Source organism: Pseudofulvibacter geojedonensis, assembly GCF_042675745.1.
GTDB lineage: Bacteria > Bacteroidota > Bacteroidia > Flavobacteriales > Flavobacteriaceae > Pseudofulvibacter > Pseudofulvibacter geojedonensis.
In genome coordinates, this window is the sequence record NZ_JBHTJM010000006.1 from 295133 (window position 1) to 319294 (window position 24162).

24 protein-coding genes are annotated in these 24162 nt (G+C 31.8%); 4 read left to right on the top strand and 20 right to left on the bottom strand.

The features are described 5' to 3' along the window. Window positions 1-348 precede the first annotated feature (348 nt). Window positions 349-1509, top strand: coding sequence for a vWA domain-containing protein (locus ACFQ1O_RS06345; RefSeq protein WP_377714495.1), 1161 nt, complete (start codon window positions 349-351; stop codon window positions 1507-1509). A gap of 68 nt (window positions 1510-1577) precedes the next feature. On the opposite strand, the gene ACFQ1O_RS06350 is transcribed toward ACFQ1O_RS06345, so the two are convergent. Next, entirely contained in the window at window positions 1578-2588 is a 1011-nt protein-coding gene (locus tag ACFQ1O_RS06350; RefSeq protein WP_377714497.1) for a PorP/SprF family type IX secretion system membrane protein, read from the bottom strand. Between the two features lie 372 nt (window positions 2589-2960). Here ACFQ1O_RS06350 and ACFQ1O_RS06355 point away from each other — a divergent pair, with 372 nt between their 5' ends. Next, window positions 2961-3863 carry a NifU family protein gene (locus ACFQ1O_RS06355; protein ID WP_377714499.1) on the top strand — a complete coding sequence of 301 codons (903 nt, stop codon included), beginning with the start codon at window positions 2961-2963 and terminating at the stop codon, window positions 3861-3863. Between the two features lie 293 nt (window positions 3864-4156). Beyond that, entirely contained in the window at window positions 4157-4966 is an 810-nt protein-coding gene (locus ACFQ1O_RS06360; RefSeq protein ID WP_377714501.1) for a mechanosensitive ion channel family protein, read from the top strand. 59 nt (window positions 4967-5025) lie between these two features. Here the strand turns inward: ACFQ1O_RS06360 and tsaB are convergent, their stop codons facing one another. From tsaB to ACFQ1O_RS06390, 6 genes are all read right to left on the bottom strand, one after another. After that, entirely contained in the window at window positions 5026-5697 is a 672-nt protein-coding gene (tsaB, locus tag ACFQ1O_RS06365) for a tRNA (adenosine(37)-N6)-threonylcarbamoyltransferase complex dimerization subunit type 1 TsaB (RefSeq protein WP_377714503.1), read from the bottom strand. 94 nt (window positions 5698-5791) lie between these two features. Continuing rightward, window positions 5792-7111, bottom strand: coding sequence for a TolC family protein (locus ACFQ1O_RS06370; protein WP_377714505.1), 1320 nt, complete (start codon window positions 7109-7111; stop codon window positions 5792-5794). A gap of 16 nt (window positions 7112-7127) precedes the next feature. Then, a complete protein-coding gene (locus ACFQ1O_RS06375; protein ID WP_377714507.1) occupies window positions 7128-8258 on the bottom strand; it encodes an efflux RND transporter periplasmic adaptor subunit in 1131 nt (376 codons plus the stop codon). Window positions 8259-8315: 57 nt separating this feature from the next. Further along, window positions 8316-9554 carry an ABC transporter permease gene (locus tag ACFQ1O_RS06380; protein WP_377714798.1) on the bottom strand — a complete coding sequence of 413 codons (1239 nt, stop codon included), beginning with the start codon at window positions 9552-9554 and terminating at the stop codon, window positions 8316-8318. Between the two features lie 5 nt (window positions 9555-9559). Next, window positions 9560-10789 carry an ABC transporter permease gene (locus ACFQ1O_RS06385; protein WP_377714509.1) on the bottom strand — a complete coding sequence of 410 codons (1230 nt, stop codon included), beginning with the start codon at window positions 10787-10789 and terminating at the stop codon, window positions 9560-9562. After that, the gene (locus tag ACFQ1O_RS06390) at window positions 10782-11483 is read right to left on the bottom strand and encodes an ABC transporter ATP-binding protein (RefSeq protein WP_377714511.1); all 702 of its coding nucleotides are present in this window, start codon (window positions 11481-11483) and stop codon (window positions 10782-10784) included. Before ACFQ1O_RS06390 ends, ACFQ1O_RS06385 begins: the two co-directional genes overlap by 8 nt. A gap of 334 nt (window positions 11484-11817) precedes the next feature. On the opposite strand from ACFQ1O_RS06390, the gene ACFQ1O_RS06395 reads away from it, so the two are divergent. Next, entirely contained in the window at window positions 11818-13947 is a 2130-nt protein-coding gene (locus ACFQ1O_RS06395) for a M43 family zinc metalloprotease (RefSeq protein ID WP_377714513.1), read from the top strand. Window positions 13948-14045: 98 nt separating this feature from the next. On the opposite strand, the gene ACFQ1O_RS06400 is transcribed toward ACFQ1O_RS06395, so the two are convergent. From ACFQ1O_RS06400 to gcvH, 13 genes are all read right to left on the bottom strand, one after another. Further along, complete coding sequence (locus tag ACFQ1O_RS06400; RefSeq protein ID WP_377714515.1) at window positions 14046-14279, bottom strand: hypothetical protein; 234 nt, start codon at window positions 14277-14279, stop codon at window positions 14046-14048. Next, the gene (locus ACFQ1O_RS06405; protein ID WP_377714517.1) at window positions 14272-14799 is read right to left on the bottom strand and encodes a DUF420 domain-containing protein; all 528 of its coding nucleotides are present in this window, start codon (window positions 14797-14799) and stop codon (window positions 14272-14274) included. Before ACFQ1O_RS06405 ends, ACFQ1O_RS06400 begins: the two co-directional genes overlap by 8 nt. A 21-nt stretch (window positions 14800-14820) precedes the next feature. Then, complete coding sequence (locus ACFQ1O_RS06410; RefSeq protein WP_377714519.1) at window positions 14821-15564, bottom strand: SCO family protein; 744 nt, start codon at window positions 15562-15564, stop codon at window positions 14821-14823. Beyond that, complete coding sequence (locus ACFQ1O_RS06415; protein WP_377714521.1) at window positions 15539-16228, bottom strand: hypothetical protein; 690 nt, start codon at window positions 16226-16228, stop codon at window positions 15539-15541. The genes ACFQ1O_RS06410 and ACFQ1O_RS06415 overlap by 26 nt, the downstream gene beginning before the upstream one ends. A 75-nt stretch (window positions 16229-16303) precedes the next feature. Then, window positions 16304-16684 (bottom strand): cytochrome C oxidase subunit IV family protein, encoded by a 381-nt coding sequence (locus tag ACFQ1O_RS06420; protein ID WP_377714523.1) that lies wholly within the window; start codon window positions 16682-16684, stop codon window positions 16304-16306. Window positions 16685-16721: 37 nt separating this feature from the next. Then, window positions 16722-17696 carry a cytochrome c oxidase subunit 3 gene (locus ACFQ1O_RS06425; protein ID WP_377714525.1) on the bottom strand — a complete coding sequence of 325 codons (975 nt, stop codon included), beginning with the start codon at window positions 17694-17696 and terminating at the stop codon, window positions 16722-16724. 50 nt (window positions 17697-17746) lie between these two features. Further along, window positions 17747-18331 (bottom strand): cytochrome c oxidase subunit 3, encoded by a 585-nt coding sequence (locus ACFQ1O_RS06430; protein ID WP_377714527.1) that lies wholly within the window; start codon window positions 18329-18331, stop codon window positions 17747-17749. Continuing rightward, window positions 18332-19225, bottom strand: coding sequence for a heme o synthase (gene cyoE, locus ACFQ1O_RS06435; RefSeq protein WP_377714529.1), 894 nt, complete (start codon window positions 19223-19225; stop codon window positions 18332-18334). A gap of 156 nt (window positions 19226-19381) precedes the next feature. After that, complete coding sequence (locus ACFQ1O_RS06440) at window positions 19382-21466, bottom strand: gliding motility protein RemB (RefSeq protein WP_377714531.1); 2085 nt, start codon at window positions 21464-21466, stop codon at window positions 19382-19384. A gap of 104 nt (window positions 21467-21570) precedes the next feature. Continuing rightward, window positions 21571-22368, bottom strand: coding sequence for an energy transducer TonB (locus ACFQ1O_RS06445; protein WP_377714533.1), 798 nt, complete (start codon window positions 22366-22368; stop codon window positions 21571-21573). Window positions 22369-22549: 181 nt separating this feature from the next. Next, window positions 22550-23272 (bottom strand): energy transducer TonB, encoded by a 723-nt coding sequence (locus ACFQ1O_RS06450; protein WP_377714535.1) that lies wholly within the window; start codon window positions 23270-23272, stop codon window positions 22550-22552. A 53-nt stretch (window positions 23273-23325) separates the two neighbouring features. Beyond that, a complete protein-coding gene (locus tag ACFQ1O_RS06455; protein WP_377714538.1) occupies window positions 23326-23649 on the bottom strand; it encodes a VanZ family protein in 324 nt (107 codons plus the stop codon). 58 nt (window positions 23650-23707) lie between these two features. Then, window positions 23708-24088 (bottom strand): glycine cleavage system protein GcvH, encoded by a 381-nt coding sequence (gene gcvH / locus ACFQ1O_RS06460; RefSeq protein WP_377714541.1) that lies wholly within the window; start codon window positions 24086-24088, stop codon window positions 23708-23710. Window positions 24089-24162 lie beyond the last annotated feature (74 nt).

The window sequence follows — 24162 nt, forward strand, 5'->3', positions numbered from 1 at the left end:
TCATTCAAAACTATACTTAACTCATTTTAGGTTTTTCTTAAGAATGCCTGCTTTTAATTTTACTTCAAATAATAATCTGCTCGTTGAGAGTTTTTAAAACAATTACTATGAAAAAAACACTCTTTCATTTATTACTACCAACCAATTACTTATGAAAACTATGACTTGGTTATAAATCTAGATATTCTCTAACCCGTAGTTCAAGTAAGAATGGACTTAAAGTTACTCTAAATAGCAACCTAAGTCTAGCCCTCAACCAAAAACAGACCATAAATGCCATGTCATTTAACCAAACGGAAATATTGACATAAAAGAATTAAAGAAATAAATTTTAAAACGTTAAACACTATGAAAACTTTAAAAACAATTAGTCTTTTAGCTTTATCTATAAGCATGCTCGCTTGTAAAGCAGAAAGTAAAAAAACTCCTGAGTTAATTGCCATTACTACTTATGCAAAGCCTATTACAAAAAACACCATTAAAGTAGCTTTATTATTAGATACCAGTAACAGTATGGATGGCTTAATTGATCAAGCTAAATCTCAATTATGGGAAATCGTCAATGAATTATCGTATGCAAAATGCGAACATGAGCGCCCTAATTTAAACATAGCCTTATATGAATATGGGAATGACGGACTACCTCAACAAAAAGGCTATATTAGACAGGTTAGCCCTTTTACAAACGATTTAGACTTAATTTCAGAAAAACTATTCTCTTTAACCACAAATGGAGGTAATGAATATTGCGGGCAGGTAATTAAAACAAGTATCGATAATTTAGACTGGGGAAATAATAAAAACGACTTAAAACTAGTTTTTATAGCTGGTAATGAACCTTTCACCCAAGGACCTGTTAGCTATTTAGATGCAACTACAGACGCAAAAGAAAAAGATATTAGCATTAATACTATATTCTGTGGAAATTATCAGAATGGTATTTCTAGCAAATGGCAAGAAGGAGCTTTGTTAACTAACGGAGATTATATGGCTATAGATCATAACCAACAAACAGTACACATTGCAACACCATATGATGACTATATACTAGAGTTAAATATAAGATTAAACAAAACCTACATCCCTTACGGTTCTCAAGGAAAACGCAAATACGAAGCACAAGCCATACAAGACGAAAATGCTTTTAGCTATGGAAAAAGCAACGTTGTAAGCAGAACTATTAGTAAAAGTTCTGGCTTTTACTCTAATAGCAAATGGGATTTAGTTGATGCTGAACAAGAAGAAGACTTTAATTATGACGAAGTAGATAAAAAACATTTACCTCAAGAATTACAAAAACTCTCAAAAAAAGAATTAGCTCAATATGTAGAAAAGAAGCGTTTAGAGCGTGAAAGAATTCAAAAAGAAATTCAAGAGCAAAACAAAAAACGAAAAATTCATATTGCTAATGAAAAGAAGAACAATAAAATTAATAATGGTTTAGAAAATGCAATGCTAAATGCTATAAAAAAACAGGCCGAAAAGAAAAACTATAAGTGGGATAAGTAATTGATTATTCTGTATAATAAAAAAGCTCGACATGTGTCGAGCTTTTTTTATATAATATTACCTAACTATTAGTTAATAGCTGGACAGTTACAATCGTATTTTTCTGGCTTACAAAATAAATTCAATCCTAAAGTAATTTGGTGGAAACCTCCATCAATTAACTTTAACTGACCTGTTTGGTGAGAATATGTATAACCAAACATATATTTATCATAATTAACACCAATAAATGGAGTTATGTATTGTAGCTTTTGACTTTCAGCAGAGCCACTACTAGTTGCATATTCTGCTCCGTCTAAACTTCTTCTGTACGATAATCCTCCCCACACTTTACCAAAATCTAAAGTTTTATAAACCTTAGCATTTACATCAAACTGAGATTCTTTAGTTTCAGTAATATGATGAAACATTACAGAAGGTTCTATTTTCCAGCTACTGTTTAAACCTGAAAACACGTATCCCATAGAAAATATAAAACGCTGTAAATTTTTAGTTTCTTTATCTGGAGAATACAAATCTCTAGCACTTCCCATAACATTCTTTACTGTAAAGTGAGCGTAAAAATCTAATAAATGGTAAGAAACTCCTAAATCTACATTAAAGTATGTTGCAGACTCTTCAGTTGTATTAGCCACCACTGGATCTACACCTGTTAAGTCTATCCATTCTGACTGATCTAACTGACTTTGAATTAGACCTGCACTTAACCCAAAAGAAACCATATTTAAATCAACTTCATTTCTAGATAAAAGCAAATGGTGAGCATATGTTAAATAAGCACCTGTTCTACTATGGTAACCGTTACCATCTTTAAACAATATTGCTCCCCCAGCAGATGGTCTATCCTCATTAAATCTAGTATTGATACTTGCAGTGTATAGCGCTGGTGCATTTTCTTGTCCAAACCATTGCTGCCTACCTGTTACTCTAACCTTTGTACAGCTAGAAGCTCCAGCCATAGAAGGGTGTATTAGGTAATAGTTATCGGTTAAATAATCTGAATAAACAGGTAATGTTTCTTGTGCTGTTGCTCCAAATGCAACAAACAAGGCTATTAATAAGTAGATTTTTTTCACCATCCTAAATGTCGTTTCAAACGTGTCTTATCGGGGTTAAGATTATTAATTAACTATCCTTCAAAATCGGACACTTTTTTTTGATAATCGTCAAATATAAAAATTTTTAGAAAAGAATCATCATTAATTTTGGGTTTATATTCAAAATAAAAACGATCACTTTTTGAATTGCTCCAAAACCTTAGTCATAAATAACAGAAGAGTTTACAACGATTCTATCCGTTTTTACCCTACCCCCAAACATTAAAAAAATATTCTTTTTTATATAAAAGAAACATTTTAACGGACAAATACCCTAATTGTTTAATCAAAAAAGTTTTCCTGCACAAACAACTCAATTAGCTATTTATACGTATTTTTGCAAAAAAAAATCTCATGAAAGAGCATCAAATAACTATTACCAAAACTAACACTGATAGCATAGTTAAATTTGAATCCAATCACTTTTTAACCGAGCATCAAAACTTTGAATATAATAATATTGACGAGGCTACAAATTCTAATTTAGCTAAAGAACTTTTCTATTTACCATTTGTAAAAAAAGTTTATATTTCTGGTAATTTTGTTGCTGTTGAAAAATATAATATTGTTGAATGGGGTGACGTAGAAGAAGATTTAGCAGAACAAATTAAAGAATATCTTAACTCTGGGAAAGAAATTGTTTCTGGAGACAATCCCAACAAAAAGGTTCCTATATCTGTTTACGCAGAAAGTACACCAAACCCATCTGTAATGAAGTTTGTAGCTAACAAAAAATTAGTTCCAACTATTTTCGAGTTCAAAAATATTGATGATGCAAAAATTTCTCCCTTAGCTGCAAAACTATTTCATTTTCCTTTTGTGAAAGAGATTTTTATGGATGAAAACTATATCTCTATTACCAAATACGATATGGCTACATGGGAAGATATTGTTATGCAACTAAGAGATGAAATTAGAATTTTTATTGCTGATGGTAATACTATAGTTGACACAACTGCAGAAAAACCGAAAAAGGAAGTTGCTCCAGAAGTAAACTTAGACCTAGAAAACTTAGACGATGTTTCTGAAAAAATTATAGATATACTTAACGAGTATATTAAACCTGCTGTGGCTGGAGATGGAGGTAATATTATGTTTCAATCTTATAATGAGGACTCAAAAATAGTAGAAGTAATTTTACAAGGAGCTTGTAGTGGTTGCCCTTCTTCTACTATGACTCTTAAAAGTGGTATAGAAACAATGTTAAAAGAAATGATTCCTGGGAAAATCGAATCTGTTGTGGCTATTAACGGTTAATCTTTACTCATTATTTTAGCCTTTAGCTTTTTTCACATACAAAATCATTAAAATAATAACTATTAAGCGCCTAATTAAAGGCGCTTTTTAATTGCATTAAAGTATCAAAATATTCATTGTGTATTTACAAATTACGATACACCGATAAAAAACAATCTTTTATCTACCAACTTACATTTGGTGAAAAAATAGAATATCTAAAGAAAATCCTATTTTTACATTTGTAAAAATATTGTTTCATATTTACCTACTAATCACACTGAAGCAGTACTAACTTTAATTAAAAAATAAACATGGAAAATTTATCATTAGAAACTATTCTTGGTTATGTTGAAAGCTACGGTTTACCCGTTATAAAAGCCATTTTAATCTGGATTATTGGTTCTTGGATCATTGGAAAAGTAATGAAGCAAGTAAGCAAAATAATGTCTAAAAGAGATTATGAACCTAGTCTTCAAAAATTCCTATCCAATTTATTAAGTTGGCTTCTAAAAATATTATTGATCGTTACCATACTTGGGACTTTAGGGGTACAAACAACTTCATTTGCTGCTATTTTAGCATCAGCTGGTTTAGCTATTGGTATGGCCTTACAAGGTTCATTAGCCAATTTTGCAGGAGGCGTTTTAATCATGATTTTTAAACCTTTTAAGATTGGTGATTTAATTTCTGCTCAAGGAGAAACTGGAGTTGTTAAAGAAATTGAAATTTTCACCACTAAATTAAACAGTCCAGAAAACAGGGAAATTATCATCCCTAATGGAATTTTATCTAACGGAAATATTACTAATTTTTCTTCGGAGGGAAAACTTAGAGTTGACTTAACTATTGGTGTTGGATATGACGAAGATATTAAGAAAACTAAAGAAGTTTTAATGAAAGTATTAACAGACAACCCTAAAGTATTACAAGAACCTGCTCCAACAGTTGCCGTTAGCGAGTTAGCAGATAGTTCTGTAAACTTTGCTGTTAGACCATGGTCTACTACTGCTAATTATTGGGATGTATATTTTGAAACCTTAGAAAATGTAAAAATTGCATTAGATGAAGCAGGAATAGAAATTCCTTACCCACACTCTGTTGAAATACACAAAGAAGGATAAAAAACTAATATTTACACATATAAAAAGCCTGCTAATAAGCAGGCTTTTTATATTTTCTCTTAAATCTTCTTTTTTTCAGGAGTAACCAAAAAATCTTTTAAATAATAGGGCTCAAAATATGCAACATCTTCAAAATCATTATTATTGTATTTTTCGTACGACAAGCTACTCATTTCTTTGGCAGACGGAAGGCTATCAATAAAAATAGCGTTTTCATGCTTGATAAGCCCTTGTATCTTTTCTGTTTTATTTCCTATAAATACCACTTCACCTTTTTCTAGATAAGATAAAAAAGAATCCTCATCTAGCACTTGTGCCTCAATAGATCTAACTTCATTATAATTATAGTCGTATACACGAGTATAAGCTTCCATTCTCCTTGCATCTATCATTGGAATTACAAAACCATTGTTCCTATCTGTTTGATGAGCTATAACCTCTAATGTCTCTAATGCAATTAAAGGTATATTTAAAGCAAAACTCCAGCCTTTAACAGCGGACACACCTATTCTTAAACCTGTATAAGAACCAGGTCCTTTACTAACAGCAATAGCAGATAAATCTGAAAAACTTAATGCCGATTCTTTTAAAATTTCCTCTACAAAAACATGTAAGTTTTCTGCATGAGAATAACCGTTACTAACTTCTTTTAAAGCAATTGTTTTTCCGTTCTTAGAAATAGCAACAGAGCAGTTTGTAGTTGCAGTGTCTATCTGTAGAATGTATATCATTAGAATAATTTGGTGCAAAGATATTTAAAAAAGAAAAAACTGCTATTCTAAATTTAGAATAGCAGTTTGATATAAATAATATTATTAATTTTTATTACTCTATAAGTGATTTTCCTGCATAAAAATCTAATACTTTAGTTTTAAACACAAAATCATATTTAGCATTAATTAGTGAAGCTTCTGCATTAACCAACCTATTTCTAGCTTGATCTAAATCAAATGAATTCATTGCTCCAATATTATAACGTTCTTGTGCATTTTCAAAAGCTAACTTTTGAGAAGCCAAAGATTTTTGTGACGCAGAATATGTTTTTAAAGCAGCTCTAGCATCTGTAAAAGCTCTCTCTATATTTGATTGTAATGTTAATTTAGTTTGCTCTAAATTCAGCAATGCATTTTCTTCTTGAATTTTTGATTTTGCTACTGAAGTTTTGTTTTGAAACCTTGAGAATATTGGTATACTCAAATTAACATTAAAACGATGAGACTTTTGATTGTTTAACTGATCAAAAAAACTAGCTTCGTTATCTATCAGGTTACTGTAAAAAAGATTAGTTCCATAATTATAACCCGCAGTTAATGTTGGATAATAACCAGATTTAGATATTTGGGTACCTAATTTAGCTACTTCTATATTTTTCTCTGCCGACTTAATTTCATATCTATTCTCTACAGCAACATTATATATAGAACTTGAGTTGTCATACAATAATTCCTCAGTAGGCGATCCTACTTCTACTGTCCTAACATCAAAACCTGTAGCTGGTAATTGTAATAACTGTGATAAAGTTAATTTAGCCAATGCCAAACTATTTTCAGCAGCTATTACTCTTTGCTCATCATTTGCTAGCGTTGCTTCTATATCTAATAAATTTCCTCTAGGCTGCACTCCTGCATCTACCAATTCTTTTACCTGCTCTAATTGTTTTTTACTAAAAGAATATTGAGATTGAGCAACTGCTAAATTTTCTTTATTAAACAATATGTTTAAGTATGAGTTTACCACATTTAAAGAAATATCGTCTTTTATTCTAGCCAACTCCAAATTACTAGCTTCTAAATTAAGCTTAGATTGTTTATATAAATTAGTGTTCCTAAAACCATTAAAAATAGTTTGATTAAATCCTACACTAAAAAAAGTACTATTATCTGTCCTATCAACAAACTGCCCAGGAAACAACTCTCTGTTACCTATCGATAAAGTGTGACCGATAGACCCCGTAGCAGAAGGTAATTTTTGACCCTTTGCAGAAATAATATCTTGCTCGTTAGATTGACTCGTTAAAATTGACTGCTTTATTGATATATTATTCTCTAAAGCATAGTTAACACACTCTTGTAAACTCCATTTTTTTTCCTGAGCAAAAGAAAAACTAAATGCTAATACTGTTATTGCTATTATATATTTTTTCATTTTAATTTTTTACTGTTTACTCATCTGTTTCTTCTTCTTCACTCTCATCATCTTTAGATGCCTTATTCCAAACTTTTATTTTATCTCCTTCTTTAACTCCATCAAGTATTTCTACTTTTATACCATCAGAAATACCCAATTTCACATTCTTCTTTTTAAATTCCCCATCTCCTTTTTCTATTTCAACATAAGGTTCATCGGTTAATCTATTAAACTGCAACAATGATTCTTTTATAGCTAATACAGAATCTTTACCTTCTAATTCTATTTCTGCATTTGCACTATAACCTGCTCTTACATACGTTCCTTTTTCAATAGACACATCTGCTTTAATTGTAAACTGAACAGCACCAGACTCTTCTTTACCTTTAGGGGCTACAAATGTTAATTTTGCAGGAAACTCTTTATCTTGAACTGCCCCTAATTTTACTTTAATCTCCTCTCCTTCTTTCAACTTACCTACTTCAGCTTCATCAACCTTACCTTCAAAAATCATTTTACTCATATCTGCCACCGTTGCAATTGTGGTACCAGCATTAAAAGTATTACTCTCTATTACCTGATTACCTTCCCTTACAGGTATCTCTAAAATAGTTCCTGAAATTTGAGCTATAATATTTGTATTTGCTGAACTACCAGAACCAGAAACAGAACCTTTTTTAATGATTTGATAATCGTTTTGAGATTGATTTAAACTCTGTTGAGTTTGATTAAATGATAACTCACTATTCTCAAAGTCTTGCTTAGAGATCACTCCTTTTTCAAACAACGCTTTGTTTCTATCATATAATACTTTTGCATTATTATAAGATAGTCTAGCCGACTTAACGCGTCCTTGAGCTGCTGCTAAATTTTGAGCATTAGGCACAACTCTAATTCTAGCAATTAAATCTCCTTTTTTAACGATATCTCCTTCCTCTACTAAAATTTCATCCACAATTCCAGAAATTTGAGGCTTTAATTCGATTTCTTCTTCAGGATTTACTTTTCCTGTAGCTACTGTCTTAGTTCGTATTGTTGTCTTAAATGGTGTAGCGGTTTTATACTCGATTACAGATTTTGAGTTCTTATCCACAAAAAACTTTAACACTACTATTAAAAGTATAAATGTGATGATGGCGAATCCTATTTTTAATATTTTGCCCATGATTTCAATTTTATAAAGTCTAGTTATTTAATTTTTGATTGTTTTTATTTTATTGTTTTATTCTTCTCTTAATGCATCTATTGGTTTTACTATTGTTGCCTTATATGCTGGTATCAGACCTATTAGGGTTCCTAGGATCGTCAAAATAGCTAAAGCCAAAAATACAATCGGTATTGAAACCGAAGCATTTACTAAAGTAGCATCAGGTCCTTGACCAAAAGCAGAATCTATCCCCATTAAAGCTAGTCCTCCAGATATAATACCAAAAATACCAGCCAATAATGTTAAAAAAACTGCCTCTATTACTATTTGTCTTTTTATTTCGAAAGGTGTTGCACCTAAGGCTCTTCTAATTCCAATTTCTTTAGTACGTTCTTTTACAGTGATTAAAAGAATATTCCCAATAGCGAATACTCCAGCTATTAAAGTTGCAATTCCTACGAACCAGGTTAAAAATTGCATACCAGTTAAAAAACCTGTGAACTTTTTAAACTCCTTCCCTAAATTAAAACTCCCGAAAGCCCTATTGTCTTTAGGGTGGACTTTATTTAAGTTTTTTAATAATAGCTTAGCATCTAATTCTATTTGTTTGATATCGTATTCAGGCTTTCCAGTAACCATCATCCAACCAATTTGCTCACCCATATTATATATCTGCTGAAAAGTAGTAAATGGTATATGAATATCTGCTTGAGGCCCTCCCATTCTTGTAGCCTCAAAAACTCCTACTACTTTAAAATTTATTCCGTTGATCTGTATGTATTCCCCTATGGTATTTTGGTCTTTTTCAAACAATTGCTTATAAACATCTTCAGATATAATAGTTATTTTAGTTTGGTTTTCAATATCATTCTGATTGATAAATCTACCATGTATCAATTTCACTTTCTGAACTTTGTCTAATAACGGATAATCTCCATTTATACCAAAACTACCAGATTGAAAATTCCTCACAACCATTGCGTTGGTTTGGTTTCTAGGTACCACAAACTCTATACCTTCAATCTCATTCCTAATAGCTTCTACATGTGTTAAAGTTAAGCGAGGTCTTTTTCCTTCTTGAAAACCTTTAAATGGCTTCGAGGTGGTTTGTCCCCATATAAAAACACTGTTTGTCGCAAAATCTCCAAACAACTTATTAAAAGAATTTTCCATTCCTCGAGCAGAGCCCAATAAACCTATAAGTAGTAATATACCCCACCATACACCTATCATAGTGATAATGGTTCTGAGTTTATTTTTTCGCAAACTATCGTATATCTCTTGCCAAGTATCTTTTTCTAATAAAAATTTTATCATAATTACTCGTCTCTAAGTGCTACAATTGGTTTTATACGAGCTGCTCTAATTGCCGGAACATAACCTGCAATAGTTCCTGCTATTATCAATAAAACAGTTGCACCTACCACTAAATTTGTACTTACACTTGGGTTGGTTATGAAATACTCTTTTAAGCTATCACCTAATAGCTCTAACACTCCCATACCAACTAGCAATCCTAAATAACCAGCCAAAGCAGTAATTAATATAGATTCTAGCATAATCATGCGTACAATATTTTTAGGTTGAGCTCCTAAAGCTTTACGTATACCTAACTCTTTGGTTCTTTCCTTTACAACAAAAATCATAATGTTTGCAATTCCTACTACACCTGCTATTAAAGTACCTATTCCTATAACCAGAATTATAAAACCTAAAACACCTGTCATTTGATTAATTCCTTGAGTTTGATTAGCCATATTTCTTAGTCTAATAGCTCTTTGATCTTTAGGAGAAACATTAAAACGTTCTTTCAGTTTCTTTGTTAACATATTACCAAACTCTACAGCCTCATTTACTCCCATATTTGGATTATATGTCAGGTTAATTTGATCTACATGGTCGTTATTTCCGTATATCTGTTGCGCTGTACTGATAGGAAAATAAATCATTCGCTCTTCATTATCTCCACCATCATCATCAAAAACACCAACAACTTTATATTGAATTCCGCCAACGTTTAGGTATTTTCCAATTGGATCTTCTTGCAGGAACAAATCTTCTTTTACCAAACGACCAATAACGACTACTTTAGATTTTTCTACAACATCTTTCTCATTAATATATCTACCATGACGCACCAATGTTTTTTCTAAATATTGATGCTCCGGATGAACAGCTCTTACAGGGTAAAAACTCTTTTCTGTTCCGTATGTAGTGGCTAAGTTTTTGTATATACGAGAACTAATGTATTGTACTTTATCTCCAAATTCAGTTTTTAAATAATCATACTCATCATTTTTAAACTGTATTTTTCTTCCGGCTTGCAACCCCTTATAAGGTTTAGTAGTTTCACCTGCCCAAATAAACATAATGTTTTGAGCATCATCTTTAAAAAAACTATTGAATGTATTTTCTAATCCATTAGCGATCCCAAACAAGAGTGTAAATAACAAAATAGCAAATGCTACCGTAAAACCAGACAGCAAACTACGGAGTTTATTCTTACTAATACTTTGGAATATTTCTCTCCACAAATCTAAATCAAACATACTGCGAAGCTCTTACTTGATCTACATAACAATCTTCCATAATAACTCCATCACGCAAACGAACAATTCGTTTACACATATTAGCTATATCTTCTTCATGAGTAACAATTAAGATGGTTTTACCATCATCATTCAACTCTTGTATAAAATCCATAATTTCATAAGAAGTCTTAGTATCTAATGCACCTGTAGGTTCATCTGCCAATAACAATTTTGGCTCTGCAGCTAAAGCTCTTGCTATCGCCACTCTTTGCTTTTGACCACCCGATAGTTCATTAGGCAAATGTTTAGCCCAATCTGCTAAACCAACTTTCCCTAAATGAAACATTGCTTTTTCTACTCGTTCTTTTCTACTAATCCCTTGATAATATAACGGCAATGCAACATTTTCTACAGCATTTTTATAATTGATTAGATTAAATGACTGAAAAATAAAACCTAAAAACTTATTTCTATAAATAGCAGCTTTTTTCTCATTTAGGTTTTTAATAGGAACATTATCTAATATATAAGAACCTTCATCTGCTTCGTCTAACATTCCTATAATATTCAACAATGTAGATTTCCCAGAACCCGATGACCCCATAATAGCTACTAACTCGCCTTCCTTAACAGAAAGGTCTATTCCCTTTAAAACATGCAAACTAGAATCTCCTATAGGATAGGATTTGTGAAGTTGTTTAATTTCTAACATTGTTTTTTGATTGAGTTAATTTCTGAGTATAAGACTATAAGTTTTTGTTTTTGTTACAAACTAAATGTGAAAAAGATGTTAAATTAATTTTTCAAACACAGTATACTTAGCATTAACAGATTCGCTTTAAACACAAAATGTTGTACTCGCAACAAAGTTTTCTTTCTCTGTTATTTTTTTACACACTCTATTAATTAAGTATACAAAATACTTTCTTTTGTATAAAAACAACCGTAAAACCCTCATTTTCATCATTAATTGCAGCTTTTAACAAAGAAAAATAATTAATAACATGATGAAAATTACCCTAAAATCTATCATGTGCCTGATGGTCATGATATTAACATCTTTAAGCGTTAATGCTCAAGAAAAAAGCATAGCTAAAGTTCAAGAAGAGTTAGGTTTTGAATTAAGCGAAACTAACAAACGATTCTATGAAGAAACCGGATTAGTACGATGTGCTTCTTACGAGTACAATGAAAATTTACGTACTAAAGGAAAACTATCTCCTAACGATGAGTTTGAAAACTTTATGAGAAAAGCTATAGCTAAAGAAAAAGAAGATATGGTTAACGGAAGAGCTGCTACTATCTACACTATTCCTGTTGTAGTACACGTTTACCATAAAGGAGAAGCAGTAGGAACTGGCACAAATGTTTCTGATGCTGTTATCAATTCTCAAATAACCGTTTTGAACCAAGATTTTAGACGTATGACTGGTACTCCAGGACACAATACCAATCCAGTTGGAGCAGATACAGAGATACAATTTTGTTTAGCTAAAGTAGATCCAAACGGAGCTGCTACAACAGGTATTACTAGAAGACAAGGAATTGCAGGATCTTATACAACTGGTACTTTTGACGCTGAAAAGCCAAACTCTCAGTGGGATCCTACCAAATATTTAAATATTTGGGTTGCAGACTTAGGAGCTTCTTTGTTAGGATACGCTCAGTTCCCACACGCCAATGGAGTTATTTCTGGTATGACTGGTGGTTATGCAGGCGGCAACTCAAATACTGATGGAGTTGTAATGGGCCCTAACTATTTTGGGTCAAGTGATATTACAACAGTTTCGGGTTCTGCTCCTTATGACAAAGGTAGGACTACTACTCATGAAGTTGGACACTGGTTAGGTTTAAAACACATTACTGGAGATTCTGCTTGTGGAAATGATGAGTGTGCAGATACACCTACTCAGGAAAACCAAAGTAACCAAGCAGTAGGATGTAACCCTACTACTACTTGTGGTTCTCAGGATATGATTCAAAACTATATGGATTATACCAACGATGCTTGTATGAATATTTTCACTCAAGATCAAACAGCTAGAATGAGAGCTATTCTTAACCCTGCAAACAATATTGTAAACAGAGGTTCTTTAGTTCAAGCAGGTACTACTCACACATTATGTAGCACAACTCCTGACTTTAATATTGTTGCTACTAATAGCCCAGTTTCTATAAGTTCAGGTACTGCAAGTGCAGTTTTTAACTTCAATTTTTCAGCATTAAATGGATACAACACCAATACTGCTTTTAGTGTAACTAATGGATTACCAGCTGGCGCTAACGCTACATTCAATCCAACATCTATGAACGCTAATGGAACTTTTACTTTAACCATAGGAAACCTTTCTGCTGTTCCTGCTGGAAATTATACTATTACTGTTTCTGCCGCTGGTAGTACTACCAAAACTGTTGACGTTGTTTTAACAATTGGTGCTTCTTGTTCTACTATAGATTCAACTCAAAACAATGTAACAATCCCTACTGCTGCTACAAACGGGACTGAAGCTGCACCAGCTGAATCTACTATAAACATTACAAACAACATTCAGATTACAGATGTTAACGTAACACTTAACATTAATTATGAATATGTAGAAGACTTACGTGTTGTATTAACAGGACCAGACAACACTTCTGTTGAGTTAATTAAAAACATACCTAGCAACAGTGGTAACCACTTTACCAACACTGTACTAGACGATGCAGGATCTACTGCTATACAGTCTACTGCAGCAGCTGCAGCTCCATTTACAGGTACTTACAGCCCAGCAAGTCCATTATCTGCCTTTAATGGAAAGACTAGCCTTGGAGATTGGAAATTATCTGTTTATGATAACTGGGTAGAAGGTAATGGTACTTTATTAAACTGGAAGTTAGAACTTTGTGGAACTCCTGTTTTAAGTATTGAAGACCAATTAATAAAAGATTCTTTCTCAGTTTGGCCTAACCCTTCTAACGGAAATGTTAATATCTCTTTTAATGCTCCAAACAACAAAGATGTAATCGTTAAGTTATATGACATAAGAGGAAGATTGATTAGCAATCAAACTTTTACAAACAACGAAAGTACTTTCAATAAAAACCTTCGTTTTAACAATTTAGAACAAGCAATTTACATATTAAAAGTTAATACTGGTTCTACTGAAATAACTAAACGTTTGGTAATTAAATAATTACCAGAACATACTTATATTAAAATAGGGGAATCTAATAAAAGATTCCCCTATTGCTTTTATAAACTACTAGCTATCAATTTGCAAACAACTACTATTTACTTATTATTTAAGCTTTTTATTTCCTTTTTCTTAAAACCTCTATATATAGCATAAGCCACTAAAGCTAATAATATATAAGGTACTAACATTAGATACACAATTCCGTCATTAACTCCTTGTGCTACACTGTTATCTTCCATACTTTCTAATTGTGCTCTACACATTGCACATTGAGCACTTGAGAAAAATGAACTAAGCAAAAAAAGAAAAGTATAATTTAATTTACGCATAATATGGAGAGATCATTAAATACACTACTACACCGGTTACTGCAACATACAACCATATTGGAAAGGTTATTTTCGCTATTTTTTTATGCTTATCAAATCTTAATGACAATGCCTTTACATAGGTTATTAACACTAAAGGTATTACAGCTATAGATAACACAATATGCGTCAACAAAATAAAAAGATATATATATTTAACTACTCCTTCGCCTCCAAACTTAGTTGACTCTGAAGTAATATGATATGCTATATACATTAACAAAAAACAGCATGATAAAGCTATCGCAACCTTCATTAGTTTTTCGTGAGCAGAACGATTTCCTTTTCTAATCATCATTACCGCTGCTACTAAAACAACAGCTGTTAACCCATTAATAGTAGCATATATTGGTGGCAAAAAAGTTAACGGCTCTACATTAGGTATTTTCACCAAAAACAAACCAGCTACCGCTAAAGGTATAACAATAGATAAAATCCAAATCCATTTGTTGTATTTCTGCTCTAAATTCGTTTCTTCCATAATAAATGTTGTTTACTCTATTTATTCTTTCAATAATTTAACAATGTCTTCTTTTAGTTCTGTTAACTGATGCGGTAACACATCTATAACCTTTCCTTCTTCGTCTTTAGTTTCTTGTGCAATGCCTCTATAACACAGAATAGGATTTCCATACTCATCTTTTCTTGATCGTATAAATCCATTTTTATCTACTAATGCAAAAAGACCTGAGTGCTCAAATCCTCCAGGGGCTTTATCATCCATTGCTGCATAAATATTAAAACCTTTATTAGCCAACTCCATTATTTGCCCACCATCACCTGTCAGCATTTGCCAATTTTTCATTTTAATATCGTAACTATTCATATAAGTTTTCAAAACACTAGGAGTATCATGCCCCGGTTGTATTGTAAAAGACGCTATACCAAAATCATCATCTTTGATAAATGCCTGTTCAATCTCTTTCATATTTTTATTCATAATAGGACAAATAGTTGGGCAAGTGGTGAAGAAAAACTCAACCACATGTACTTTACCTTTAAAAAATTCGTTTCCAATCGTAATACTATCTTGATTAAGAAATTGATAAGTTGGCACTTTATTAAACTTCACTAGATTAGAAGATTTTTTAATCTCTTTAACTGGCTCAACTTCATTTCTTCTATCTCTTACTACATCATCATTCGATACTCTATTGTATATTTTTGGAACTGCATAAATTCCAAATATTAAAATGATAAACGATATTCCTATGTATGACTTATTTTTCATTTTTTTTCTTTTCATTAATCTTTAAAAAAGAATCTCTTCTACTTACTTTATAGTTCTTCTTTAACGCTAATTTATATTCAGCTATAACCATTTTTAAATCATCATCTAATTTCTTTCTAACTACAGCAATAGAAGCAGTATTATACCCTTTACTTTTTAAGTCTTTATCTTCTGTGTTGCAACGAACATTTCTTTCTTTATCTATGATAAAAACCTCGCTAGTACCTAAATCATTAGCTAAACCTCCTAAGCCTTTTAATGAATTAAACACTCTCTTTATATCTTCTGGTTGACCAAATGCGAATTTCCAATTTTTAATTTCTGTGTAATTACTTAAATCTTCTAAAAGAATATTCACCTTATCTTGAGTTCCCTCTGGCATTAGCATTAATACCTGAAAAGTATCATCGTAAATATAATTCCCTTTGTAAACCTCTTGGTGTAGATTGTACACATTTGATTTCCTTTTCAACACATCATTACCCAAAAAACCTAACAACGTAACTTTATCAGACAAAGAAACACTATTACCTTGTGCATCTTTAAATCTTGATGTTTCAGATACATTTTTTGTTACCTCTGGAAGATGGGTGAAATTATACACACCTGAGGCAAAAAAAAGGTAAATAACGACAGGCAATATAAATAGTATAATTAATACAATATGCTTTTTACTCACAACAACTCTTTTTATAATAGTACAAAAATAAAAAAGGCGGTTTAAAAAAACCGCCTTTACAATAAATATGTTCTGTTAAAAATCTCTTGTTACAAAAGACCTTTTCATTATTTCATAAATATAATCTCCTTCTACTAACACTATAAAGCTTAAGTATAGTATTAAGAAGATTGCTGTCCATACAACCGAACGTCTGAACCATTTCTTTTCTCCATCCATGTGCATGAATGACCAAGTAATATAATACGCTTTATATACTGTTAAAATAATAAACACCCAGTTTAATAATTTCATTCCTAGTATTTTAGTATCAACTAAGAATGCTGGCTTGATAATACCTAAAATAACCTCTACTATTGTTACAACAGATAGTAACCAAAATACCATCCATATTTTACTAACATTGCTTTTTGGTTTTATGAACCCTCCTAAAATAGGTTTAATTTCGTGTCCCATTTGATATCTTATTATAAATATTTATTATCTCTTTTTATTAAACTAAGTAGAAGAATGTAAATACGAATACCCATACTAAATCTACAAAGTGCCAGTACAATCCAACTTTCTCTACCATTTCATAATGACCTCTTCTTTCATAAGTTCCTATAATAACATTAAAGAAAACTAAAATGTTAAACATAACCCCTGAGAATACGTGGAAACCGTGGAATCCAGTAATAAAGAAAAAGAAATCTGCAAATAACGGATGACCATACTCATTTTCTTTTAAGTTAGCACCCTCTACAGTTTTAACACCTTGAGCTAACTTAGCTACTGAAGCATCTCTATCTAAAACAATCTTGTGTCCTTTCTCATCTAACTTTTGAATTCTAACTCTTAATTCAGGATGTGCAGCAAAAGACTTAGTTACATCTGCCATTGTATACTTAGGCAATTGTTTTTCACTCTTAAACCAAATACCTTCATTAGATTGATGAGTTGTTCTATCTATATGAGCAGCTTTAACAAAATCATCCATTTTTACACGCTTACCATCTGCATCTGTGAATTGGATAATATCACCTGATAGTGTTTTAACAGCACCATACTCTCCTTTTATAAAGTTTTTCCACTCCCAAGCCTGAGAACCCACGAATATTGCTCCACCAATAATAGTTAAGAACATGTAAATTATTACTTTATTCTTTTTCATCTGGTGTCCAGCATCTACAGCTAATACCATAGTTACAGAAGAGAATATTAAGATAAAGGTCATCAATGCAACATAGTACATTGGTGCATCTACTCCATGTAAAAACGGAAAGTGATTAAACACCTCATCGGCTATCGGCCAAGCATCTATATATTTATATCTAGAAAATCCGTAAGCAGCAATAAACCCTGAAAATGTTAAGGCATCTGATAAGATGAAAAACCACATCATCATTTTACCATAACTTATACCAAAAGGCCTTCTTCCGCCTTCCCAAGCTTTACCGTCTGTGTTTGCAGCAACTGTTGCTCCCATATTAATTAACTCAAGTTAAAATTAAAATTTTTCAAAAATACGTTTTTTTATTATCTAACGAAATAGAAAAATAAAAACAAATACACCCATAAGAAATCTAAAAAGTGCCAAAAGCTTACACCTAGCTCTAAACCAAGGGTTTTGCCATTACTATATCGTTGTTTATAATGGTTATAAATTACAACCAAAAGCACTATAACACCCGAAACAAGGTGTGCTAGATGTAATACCATTAAAATATACATAAAAGAAGTAGTAACATTACTTGTTGGACCCGTAAAATGGACCCCTGAGCTCTCTCTAATAAAATTGAACCCACTGAATTGGAAATAGACAAATGCTAAACCTAAAAACAAAGTAATAATTAACAGTATTAAACCTTGAGATGCATTACCTGCCGTTATCTGCTTTTTCGCAAAATGAATAACTACACTACTTAACACTATAGCTATTGTGCTAAAAAAAAGTGCTTGAGGTATTTCGAAATTATTTATCCAATCTGGTCTAGACTTACTAACTATAACTGCACTAGTTAACCCTGCAAAAGTCATAAACATACTCAGCATTCCAAACCAAAGCATCATTTTCTTGGCTCTGTTTGTTTTTTCCTGATGACTACCTTGTGTTAAATCCATTTACTGTAAAAATTTATCAATAACATATACTATTTGCACTAATGTAATATATGAAACACTCGCCAACATTAACTGTCTGGCTGTTTTAGCATCCATTTTTCTATATAATAAAATGGCATAGTATAACATTCCTAATCCAAATAAGAATACAATTATAGCTGCCACTACAGATAACTTAAGCGAACCTGTAAAACCAAAAACTGGAATAATAGACGCTAGAATTGTCCAAACAGTATATAATATTGTTTGTGCTGCTGTTGCTTTATCTTTTTTACCTGTAGGCAACATAAAGAAACCCGCTTTTTCGTAATCTTCATATAAAAACCAGCCAATAGCCCAAAAGTGAGGAAACTGCCATAAAAATTGCATCATAAAAAGCGTTCCTGGCTCTATTCCAAAATCGTTTGTAGCTGCTACCCAACCTAACATAAATGGTATAGCTCCTGGAAAAGCTCCGATAAACACTGCCAATGGTGTTTTAGTTTTTAAAGGCGTATATAAACTTACATACATGAAGATAGAAATAGCACCAAAAAAAGCTGACTTTGGATTTATTATAAATAATAACGCTATCCCTATAATTGTTAACAAGGTTGCAATGACAAAAGCCATTTTAACGGATATTTTTCCTGAAGGAATTGGACGATTTTTAGTCCTATCCATTAACTTATCTAAGTCTCTTTCTATAATCTGATTATAAGCATTAGAGGCTCCTACCATACAATAACCACCAACAGAGAGCAATAACAATACTTGCCAATCTACTTCTCTTCCTACTGCTATTAAATATCCAGCTACAGAAGAAAAAACAACACTTAAAGCCAAACGGTGTTTGGTTATTGCTTTAAAATCGGTAAAATAATTACGTTTATATGTGATATCTGTCGTACTCAAGTTTTTACCTGGTTAAAATTGTCTGCAAAATTACTGTTTTTTATTGATTGAGGGTTTATAATTAGTCATGAAATTTACATAACTCATATTCTTTTATAAATTTCTCACAAACAAACTCGATCAGTTCAAACCTCTTATAGATAAGCCTTAATATTATTAAAAATCGAAATACCAGTTAAAAATATCTGTTCTAAACCCAAAGTTTACCCAAGTAGTATTTTTTTCAAAACCTTCAGGAACATCTGTTGGCGAAAAACTTCTTTGAGTAATGTTTACAAATGCCTTTAAATTGGTAGAAGGATTTATTAAATAACCGGCTTGTAAATCTGCAATAAAAACATTGGTTTTATTTCCTTGTAGAATATTAATATTATTGTCTGACGGCCTTAAATCGTTATTTACAAAAATATCACCTCCATAACTCACTCCATCACCAGTATCAAGACCTCTTTGCCCATAAATTAATTTAGCCATACCATACCAACGCTTATAATTATAATGAGCAATCCCTACAAACTCTCTAAAGTTAGCCCCCCATAAATGTGCCATTGATTGGTTATTATGACCATAATTTAACAATAACTCATCATGAGAATATGTATAAGGTCTCACTTGGTTATACTCAGCTTGCAACATCAAGTTTCTTACTTTAAATGCATTATAGTATTTAACACCTAACTGATACCCTAATTTGTTTTTCCAACTTTTATTAGACCCAAAAATATCTTTAGATGAAAATTCGTCTATTATAAGTTGACCATAAGTATTGATATTATTATTTACTTTATACTTCCCACTCAATCCTATTAACGCATTACCTGCTCTTGATCCTGTAGAAAACTCAATAGCTCTGTAAAAAATAACTGGATTTAAATAATTAATATCAAAACCTCTATTATTAGTATCTGTCCATAAAACAGATTCAAAAAAACCTAAGTTTAGTCTTTTAGTAACATTCCAACTTAAATTATGAGTAGCCATATATTTGGTTGCAAAAGCACCATCTACCGTAGCTTCTGGACGAACATCTTTTAACCACATCCATGTATTAGTATATTTTATTTTCCAGAAAGAAGTGTTTAGCTTTAAATAAGGATACGGGCTAGCCGCATCGCTAGTAAACAAAGATCGATAACCGTCTCCTATAAAATTCTTTCCATGTCCAAATTGAGCCGTAAACATATCACTTGCCCTATAAGAAACATAACCTTCTGCTAAAGGATAGTCATAACTATCTGTTTTAAATGCTTTGGCAATTCCTCTACCAGGAATTATTGCTGGGTTCCCTCCATCTGGCCTAATACTTTCGGCATAGGCATTTACATAATCTGCAAACCTACCTTGACTTTCAAAAACTGTAGCCGAAAAATTTATTTTCTTACCTAAACCTCCTTGTACTGAAAAAGCCCTTGTATTATTATAAGTACTAGAAATATCACTTTGTAAATCCTTTCCTAATTGCAAATCGGCAACTATATCACCTGTAAACCAATAATCCTTTCCCTTAATTGAAAGCAAATGTTCATTCCAAAACTTTTTACCCAACCAAGTAGTTTTCTCTTTTTGTAAACTTTTTAAATTCTCTTCGAAATTATAGTATTTGCTTACAGTGTTGTAATCATACGGTTTTACAGATGTGTGTGTATTGTTTCCAAGAACATTCATATTAGCATCAAAGCGCGCATAATTTTGATGTGTAAATGGTATGTTTAAACCACTAGAGTACTGTTCTAACTCGGCTTTTTGTAAATTAACCAAACTATCGTATTCCATTGCAGCTGCCTCTAACTTATTTTGTGGTTGATTTGCAATCATATTTTCTGATGATTGCCCAACCCATTCTAAAGAAGGAACTAATACCTGCATGCTAAACTGCGTATATACTGGTTTACCATCAAAGGTAGCTGGTTGAACTTTTGGAAAACTATTAAAAGTTTTCTCTACCTCTTCTTTTAGCTCTGCATAAGTAGCCTTTGTGTATAATAGCTTAAAATCCCCTTCTTTGGTCACTTCAAATAAGATGTTCATACTACCTATATATTCATCTTGAACAACAACTTCGGGCAATACAAACTCTTTCTTAAAAGCTGCTTGCACTTGGTCTTTAAAGCAAGCAGGCAATTCTTTTATCACTGTACTATCACAAGCCTTAAAAACAGGATATTTTTCGTATTCATTAACTACTTGTGCATTTGTTGTAAACGACAATAAAACAATAAGTAATAGGGCTATGCGCTTCATAAACATCATTATTAATTCAGCGAAAATACAACAATACATCTTAGCATAAAAAAATCCTACTCTATTTGAGTAGGATTGATTTTAAACGTTCTATTGTTTTTAAGTTAATCGTTTACTTGAAACGATATTGGTAAAGCATAACGCACTGGTACTTTTTTATACCCTTGCTTTGCAGGTTTCATTTTAGGCAATGAATTAACTGCTTTTATAGCTTCTTTTTGCAAAGCAGGATGAGCAGCTCTAGCCTGAACATCTACCACCTCTCCTTTATCATTTATAACAAATGCCACATTTATTCGTTGCTTACCTGTAATACCGTTTTCTGCAGCTACTTCTGAGTCAAACTTTTTATTAATGTGTTTGGCTATTTTTTTAGAAAAGCACTCCATTTGTTTCTTCTTATCAGAGAACTTCTCACATCCTGGAAATAAAGGTAACGATTGAACTAAGTTAACAGGTATAGGATCAATATCTACCGGCCCTTCATCAATAGGTTCTTTAAACTCCACCTTCACATTTGAAGGAACAACTTTTTTTTCATCTTCAAACAACTTCTTTTCAATTTCTTTATCATTATCTACTTCCTGATATTTATCAAACACTTTTGGTTGCTTTTGCTTAACAACCTCTCTCTTTTCTATAACTTTTTCTTCTTCAATAACATAATTATCATTGAATGCTATTTCCATTACTTCTTCATCAATTTTAGTTGGATGAAATACAATTTCTTTCTTCTCAAATTTTAACTGGAATACCCCAAATACCACAAAAAGTGTTACTATGAGTCCGATTTGAAAATGTAAGCCACCATTTTTTCGTAAATTTGCTTGGTGCTTCTTTTCTCTCATTGAAAGCTCTCTCTTTCCTTGATTGGCTTTCTTTTTAAAAATGTTTAAATGCATACTAAATTGGTTTTAAGTTAATAATTTAATTCCCATTAAGTTTTCTAAAATTTCTCGATGAGCGCGCACTTTTCAAGATTGTTAAAAAAAACTTAATGTTAGAAATCTAAACATCAAGAAGCGTACCAAAAAAAATCCCGAGCAATGCTCGGGATTTAATTTTTATATAAAATAAGAACTTTTAGTCTTGTACCTGAAACTTAATTGGTAGTGCATAAGGTACGGTTACAGATTTACCTCTTTGCTTACCTGGTTTCATTTTAGGCAATGATTTAATTACACGCTCGGCTTCTTTTTGTAAAGCAGGGTGTGGTGCTCTTGCTCTTACACCTACAATATTACCAGTTTTATCTATTTTAAAAGCAACTGCAATTCTTTGCACTCCAGACAATCCTAAATCTGCAGCTAAATCTGTGTTGAACTTTTTATTTACGTGCTTTGTAATTTTTTCAGACATACATTTTTTTCTGTCTGCATTGTTCTTCTTTTTTTCACATCCAGGGAAAACTGGTACGTTCTCAATTACAGAGAAAGGAACCTCAACATCTTCCTCTACTTCTTCTACCTCTACTTCTTCTACCTCTACAATTTCTTCAGCTTCATCTGTCTCTGTAGATTCGATTACAGTTTCCTCTATCTCCTCTTCATCTTCAACAACTTCTATTACTTCTGGAGCTGCTGGTGGTGGAGGTGGTGGAGGTGGTGGAGTATTGATATTCGTTAATGGAATTTCTTCTTCATCTTCCATATCTATATTTAACTGTGCTATGTCTAAATCTATAGCATCATACGTTTTATGATTAATTGCTAAAAAAGTAATTAACATAACTGCAGCTATACCAACAGCGTAGTAAAACGCACTGTTTTTCTTGATATCTGCTTTTGGATTTTTCTTTGGTTCCATCGTTCTAAAATTTTATAGAGGCTAAATTAACCAATTATTTACTAAAAATGCAATTAATTACTTGATTTTAATAGCCGAATTAACTTTGTATACTTTATTATAAGTACAGCAACTATAATGCCAATACTATTAGCCAAAACATCTAAGGGGTCACCCGACCTAGCATTAGGGTTAACACTCTGTAATACTTCTACTACAACACCAAAAACTAAGGCCCAAATAGCTGCTTTTAACATGTTTTTTACTACAGCAGTTGATTTGCTGTAATTATAAAAAAAAGCAAACCAAACTAGGGTGAAAATAAAATAGATACCAAAGTGCACTAACTTATCAAATTGTGGCACTTTAATATCTACTTCTTTTTTTATTTTAACCAAGCTTACTAGTAAAACCAATAAACTATAAGTTATGGCTAAAAAGAGCCAATATGATTTTTTAAGCACCTATAATTTCTTTATAAGCTTCTACAGATAATAAGTCATCTAACTGAGAAGCATCTGAAATCTTCACTTTTACCATCCAACCTTCACCGTAAGGGTCTGTATTTACTTTTTCTGGCTCGTCTTCTAAAGACTCATTAAACTCTATTACCTCTCCAGCTACTGGTAAAAATAAATCTGAAACCGTTTTAACTGCTTCTACTGTACCAAAAACCTCTTCAGCGTCTAAAGTTTCGTCTAGAGTATCTACCTCAACATAAACAATATCACCTAATTCTTTTTGAGCAAAGTCTGTAATACCAACAGTAATTACGTCACCGTCTACCTTAATCCATTCGTGGTCTTTAGTATATTTTAATTCTTCTGGAAAATTCATTTTATTTATAATTTGATTCTTTAATATTTGGCAAATGTAATTTTTCGTTTTTATTTATCCAACAGTCATTATAT

Bases quoted from the DNA above. Each gene is read 5' to 3' on its own strand.
- ACFQ1O_RS06345 (WP_377714495.1), top strand. From the start codon at position 349: ATGAAAACTTTAAAAACAATTAGTCTTTTAGCTTTATCTATAAGCATG.
- ACFQ1O_RS06350 (WP_377714497.1), bottom strand. From the start codon at position 2,588: ATGGTGAAAAAAATCTACTTATTAATAGCCTTGTTTGTTGCATTTGGA.
- ACFQ1O_RS06355 (WP_377714499.1), top strand. From the start codon at position 2,961: ATGAAAGAGCATCAAATAACTATTACCAAAACTAACACTGATAGCATA.
- ACFQ1O_RS06360 (WP_377714501.1), top strand. From the start codon at position 4,157: ATGGAAAATTTATCATTAGAAACTATTCTTGGTTATGTTGAAAGCTAC.
- tsaB (WP_377714503.1), bottom strand. From the start codon at position 5,697: ATGATATACATTCTACAGATAGACACTGCAACTACAAACTGCTCTGTT.
- ACFQ1O_RS06370 (WP_377714505.1), bottom strand. From the start codon at position 7,111: ATGAAAAAATATATAATAGCAATAACAGTATTAGCATTTAGTTTTTCT.
- ACFQ1O_RS06375 (WP_377714507.1), bottom strand. From the start codon at position 8,258: ATGGGCAAAATATTAAAAATAGGATTCGCCATCATCACATTTATACTT.
- ACFQ1O_RS06385 (WP_377714509.1), bottom strand. From the start codon at position 10,789: ATGTTTGATTTAGATTTGTGGAGAGAAATATTCCAAAGTATTAGTAAG.
- ACFQ1O_RS06390 (WP_377714511.1), bottom strand. From the start codon at position 11,483: ATGTTAGAAATTAAACAACTTCACAAATCCTATCCTATAGGAGATTCT.
- ACFQ1O_RS06395 (WP_377714513.1), top strand. From the start codon at position 11,818: ATGATATTAACATCTTTAAGCGTTAATGCTCAAGAAAAAAGCATAGCT.
- ACFQ1O_RS06400 (WP_377714515.1), bottom strand. From the start codon at position 14,279: ATGCGTAAATTAAATTATACTTTTCTTTTTTTGCTTAGTTCATTTTTC.
- ACFQ1O_RS06405 (WP_377714517.1), bottom strand. From the start codon at position 14,799: ATGGAAGAAACGAATTTAGAGCAGAAATACAACAAATGGATTTGGATT.
- ACFQ1O_RS06410 (WP_377714519.1), bottom strand. From the start codon at position 15,564: ATGAAAAGAAAAAAAATGAAAAATAAGTCATACATAGGAATATCGTTT.
- ACFQ1O_RS06420 (WP_377714523.1), bottom strand. From the start codon at position 16,684: ATGGGACACGAAATTAAACCTATTTTAGGAGGGTTCATAAAACCAAAA.
- ACFQ1O_RS06425 (WP_377714525.1), bottom strand. From the start codon at position 17,696: ATGGGAGCAACAGTTGCTGCAAACACAGACGGTAAAGCTTGGGAAGGC.
- ACFQ1O_RS06430 (WP_377714527.1), bottom strand. From the start codon at position 18,331: ATGGATTTAACACAAGGTAGTCATCAGGAAAAAACAAACAGAGCCAAG.
- ACFQ1O_RS06440 (WP_377714531.1), bottom strand. From the start codon at position 21,466: ATGAAGCGCATAGCCCTATTACTTATTGTTTTATTGTCGTTTACAACA.
- ACFQ1O_RS06445 (WP_377714533.1), bottom strand. From the start codon at position 22,368: ATGCATTTAAACATTTTTAAAAAGAAAGCCAATCAAGGAAAGAGAGAG.
- ACFQ1O_RS06450 (WP_377714535.1), bottom strand. From the start codon at position 23,272: ATGGAACCAAAGAAAAATCCAAAAGCAGATATCAAGAAAAACAGTGCG.
- gcvH (WP_377714541.1), bottom strand. From the start codon at position 24,088: ATGAATTTTCCAGAAGAATTAAAATATACTAAAGACCACGAATGGATT.